The sequence below is a fragment of the Nostocoides sp. genome (genome assembly GCF_035343835.1).
Classification (GTDB): Bacteria; Actinomycetota; Actinomycetes; order Actinomycetales; family Dermatophilaceae; genus Nostocoides_A; species Nostocoides_A vanveenii.
In genome coordinates this window covers 1-3,428 of the sequence record NZ_DAOQZV010000299.1, presented here as the reverse complement: position 1 = coordinate 3,428, position 3,428 = coordinate 1, and the positions used below count along the sequence as shown (strand labels likewise).

General features: G+C 71.1%; 3 protein-coding genes. 2 read left to right on the top strand and 1 reads right to left on the bottom strand.

Annotated elements, in window-relative coordinates; genetic code table 11:
* Positions 1–124: 124 nt before the first annotated feature.
* Complete coding sequence (locus tag PKH97_RS15140; RefSeq protein ID WP_324388421.1) at positions 125–499, bottom strand: hypothetical protein; 375 nt, start codon at positions 497–499, stop codon at positions 125–127.
* Between the two features lie 56 nt (positions 500–555).
* Here PKH97_RS15140 and PKH97_RS15135 point away from each other — a divergent pair, with 56 nt between their 5' ends.
* Both PKH97_RS15135 and PKH97_RS15130 read left to right on the top strand, forming a co-directional pair.
* Positions 556–2,526 (top strand): acyltransferase family protein, encoded by a 1,971-nt coding sequence (locus PKH97_RS15135; RefSeq protein ID WP_324388420.1) that lies wholly within the window; start codon positions 556–558, stop codon positions 2,524–2,526.
* Positions 2,523–3,428 (top strand): NDP-sugar synthase (locus tag PKH97_RS15130; protein WP_324388419.1); only part of this gene is annotated, 906 nt, incomplete at its 3' end. The genes PKH97_RS15135 and PKH97_RS15130, both read left to right, overlap by 4 nt.

Here is a 3,428-nt window from a genome sequence, read left to right as displayed (position 1 = left end):
TGTAGCCAGCCACCTGCTCGACGACGCGCGCGTAGGCGGGGTCGGCCGGGCCCACGGCCATCGCATCCCCGTCGAAGAGCGCAGGAACCTGGGCCAGAAAGGCGTCGACGTCCATGTGACCGGCTCAGTCGTCCAAGGCGGCCGGGTCGCGGGGCGAGTCGGTGGTTTCGTCGTCGTCCGCGCCCACGCGGGCGGCGCGGATGCCGCCGCCGAAGAGCATCCAGCCGAGACCGCCGACGAGGATCGCGGCGACCAGGGACATCAACGAGCGGAAGCGGTTGATCGTCGAGAGGTCCTGGCAGATCCCCTTGGCGAAGTCGTCGGTAGGCGGGTGGATCGCCGACCCACAGCCAAAGACGCCCTGCTGAGCCTGGATGTTGATCGGGACGAAGTAGTAGTACACGGCGAGCAGGAAGAAGAGCACCGCGATGATCGTGGAGACCTTCGCGCCGGTGCTCATCCGTTCGCCGCGCACGACCGGCTGGGATGCACTAGACATACACACAGATTACCGGCGGGTACGGCTGCTCCCGACCATCGTGGCACCATTGCCCGGTGACAACCACGGCGCTCGCGCGTGGCGCGACGCTGGAGCGCACGCGGCATCGGGCCAGCGCGCACCAATCCCTGCGTTACCGGCCCGGCCTCGACGGCATCCGCGCGGTCGCGGTCCTCGCCGTCTTCGTCTTCCACGCCAACCCGCGCTGGCTGCCGGGCGGCTGGCTCGGCGTGGACGTCTTCTTCGTCCTCTCGGGCTATCTGATCACCACCTTGCTGCTGACCCAGCGCGCCCGCCTGGGGCGCATCGACCTGACCGACTTCTGGCTCGCCCGCGCGCGCCGCCTGCTGCCGGCGGTCATCCTCGTCCTGCTCGCCGTCGTGACGGCCGGCTTCTTCTGGACGTATGCCGCGCGGCGGGCCGCCCTCGCCGGCGACGCCCTGGCCGCGTGGTTCTATGCCGCGAACTGGCACTTCCTGCTCGGCGACGAGGCCTATTTCGCGGCGGTCGCCAGCCCGTCCCCGCTGCGGCACATGTGGTCGCTCTCGGTGGAGGAGCAGTTCTATCTCCTCTATCCGCTGCTTCTCGTGCTCCTGCTGCGCCTGCTCGGGGGCACGCGCCGCCTGGCCCTGGTCCTCGGTGCGCTCGCCGTGACCAGCGCGCTGACGATGATGCTGCTTTACCACCCGGGAATCGACCCGAGCCGGGTCTATTACGGCACCGACACCCGCGCCCAGGAGTTGCTGACCGGCGCCGTGCTCGCCTCCTTGCTCTCGCCGGGCAGCCCGATCAGCCGCTCGGCCCGGATCCGCATCGACGACCTCAGCCGCCGGGTGGCGTTGCCGGCACTGCTGGCGCTCGTGGCCTGCTTCACGCTGGTGCACGAGACAACACCCGGGGTTTTCGAGGGCGGCCTGCTGGCCTTCTCGGTCCTGACCGTCCTCGTCGTGGTGGCCGCGGCCAGCCCCAACGCCTCGCCGGTGCGGCGCCTGCTCTCGGCGCAGCCCCTGCGCCGGCTCGGCGTCATCTCCTACGGCTTCTATCTCTGGCACTGGCCGGTCATCGTCTTCCTCGACGCCCAGCGGATGCACCTGCACGGGCTGGTGCTCGCGGTGCTCCAGTTCGCGCTCACCCTCGCGCTCTCGGCGTTGTCCTATCGCTTCGTGGAACACCCGATCCGCATCCGCGGCCTGAGCGGCTGGTGGCCCCGTATGCCGCGGCTCGGCCTGCTGTCGGCCCTCGCGGCCGCGGTGCTGCTGGCCGTCCTCATCGCCCTGCTGCCGTCGAGCACCCGCGCGGTCGCCGGCGGCACCGACGGTCTGCAGTATGCCGCGCCGAGCTACACTCCCGGCGCGGAGCAGCGGCGAATCATGTTGCTGGGCAACTCGATTCCCTTCAGCCTGGCCGCGAGCTTCCCAGCCGGGACCTACCCCGACCTGGCCGTGGACCAGGACACCAACTTCGGCTGCGATATGTACGACGCCCCCAAGGTCGTCGACGGTCAGGTGCAGCCGACGACGCAGGCGTGCCGCGACTGGCGGGCGAGCTGGCCGGCCACGGTCGCGGCGCACCGGCCCGATGTGGCGCTCGTCTTCCTCACCCACCCGATGCTCGACGACATCGAGGTCAACGGCCGGGTCCTGACCGCGGGGAGTGCCGAGCACACGGCCTACCTGCGCGGCCAGTTGGACCAGATGGTGGCGTCAGCGAAGGACAGTGGGTCCGCGCACCTCGCCGTGATGAACCTCGCCTGCCACCGGATGCCCAATATCGTCGGCACCTCCGAGCTGACCCGGACCAATGACGACGCCGCGGTCGGCGCGCTCAACGCCATGGTCGCCGACTGGGGTCAAGGGGCCGGCGTCCCCGTGCTCGACCAGTTCGGCCTGCTGTGCACCGGTGGCTACCACGACACGATCAACGGCATCCCGCTCTATGCCGACGGTCTGCACTTCTCCACCGAATCCGGGGCGATCTTCTGGTCCTGGCTCGCGCCGCAACTCCAGGCGATCGCGGCCGGCCGGTGACCCGCGCGATCGTCCTCGCGGGCGGCTTCGGCACCCGTATGGCCCCGCTGACCGCGCACCGGCCCAAGCACCTCCTCGAAGTGGCCGGCGAACCCTTCCTCGCACACCAGTTGCGCTGGCTGGCCGGACACGGCGTCGACGTCGCCGTGCTCGCCACGTACTACCGTGCCGAGCTCTTCGAGCCGGTTTTCGGGCCGGGCAGCGACGTCGGCCTCGACCTGCGGTATGCCGTGGAGCCCGAGCCGCTCGGCACCGGCGGTGCGCTGGCGCATGCCATCGCGGCACTGCCGGAGACCGCGCCCGAGGACCCGATCGTCGTCGTCAACGGCGACCACTTCACCCGGCACGACCTCGGGGCGCAGCTCGCGGTGCTGGCCGGCGCGCCGGAGGCCGACGCGGTCCTGTTACTGCGCACGGTGGCGGACGCCACGGCATACGGCTCGGTGGTCGCGGACGCCGGCGGCATCGTGAGCGCGTTCGTCGAGAAGTCACCCGACCCGCCGAGCCAGGAGGTCAACGGCGGCACCTATGTGCTGCGGCGCCGGGTCATCGACGCCATCGGGCCGGGCGTGGTCTGCCTCGAACGCGAGGTCTTGCCGCGGCTGGTCGCCGCAGGGGGGGTGCGCGCCTACCGCGAGCAGGCGGACTGGATCGATGTCGGGACGCCGGCCGCGCTCGTGCTGACCTCGGCGCAGATCGTGCGCTCCCGGGGGCTGGAGCGGATCATCGGCGCAGGCGCGACCGTCGATCCGAGCGCGATCGTCGACGGGGGATCGGTGATCGGTGCCGATGCGCATGTCGGCGCCGGCGCCGCGGTGCACGGCTGCGTGCTTATGCCGGGGGCGAGCGTCGGGGCGGGGGCTCGGGTGCGGGCCTTGGCCTTCTGCCGGCTCTTGTCGTGG